We start from the raw sequence: 793 nt of genomic DNA, 5'->3' as shown, positions 1-793 counted from the left end.
ATGGATACTGCCCCATTACGGACAGTGGGTTCCCCCATTCGGAAATCTCCGGATCAACGCTTACTTACAGCTCCCCGAAGCATATCGGTGTTTGTCCCGTCCTTCATCGGCTCCTAGTGCCAAGGCATCCACCGTGCGCCCTTTCTAACTTAACTAAACACACTTTTCAGCCTGTTATCTAGTTTTCAAAGAACAATTTCAACCTCGTCTCCTTTTTAATAGACGCAGGCGTAAGTTGAGGGATATTCCCTCAAAACTAAACGAAGCGAAAAAGCGTTTTTTATTATACGATGTCTAGCCCCAAACTAACATCCTCCTCCGCGTCCGCTTTCTCCGTCGACGTGCAAGCACGTCTCGTCAAAAGCTTGCGCTTCCGTCGGATGTTTCCTTGGCTACGCCAAGGACCGTTCTGCGCTTTTCTTCCTTAGAAAGGAGGTGATCCAGCCGCACCTTCCGATACGGCTACCTTGTTACGACTTCACCCCAATCATTTGCCCCACCTTCGGCGGCTGGCTCCCATAAGGGTTACCTCACCGACTTCGGGTGTTGCAAACTCTCGTGGTGTGACGGGCGGTGTGTACAAGGCCCGGGAACGTATTCACCGCGGCATGCTGATCCGCGATTACTAGCGATTCCGGCTTCATGCAGGCGAGTTGCAGCCTGCAATCCGAACTGAGAGCGGCTTTTTGGGATTGGCTCCCCCTCGCGGGTTCGCGACCCTTTGTACCGCCCATTGTAGCACGTGTGTAGCCCAGGTCATAAGGGGCATGATGATTTGACGTCATCCCCACCT

Annotated in this window: 2 rRNA genes; both read right to left on the bottom strand. The window is 52.8% G+C overall.

The features are described 5' to 3' along the window. A 23S ribosomal RNA gene (locus tag LH47_RS14760) occupies positions 1–155 on the bottom strand; the annotation flags it as partial. A gap of 273 nt (positions 156–428) precedes the next feature. Beyond that, positions 429–793, bottom strand: a 16S ribosomal RNA gene (locus LH47_RS14755); the annotation flags it as partial.

This window comes from Anoxybacillus thermarum (genome assembly GCF_000836725.1).
Lineage (GTDB): Bacteria > Bacillota > Bacilli > Bacillales > Anoxybacillaceae > Anoxybacillus > Anoxybacillus thermarum.
Note: the sequence above shows the minus strand (reverse complement) of the source record. Positions and strands in the feature narration are given on the sequence as shown.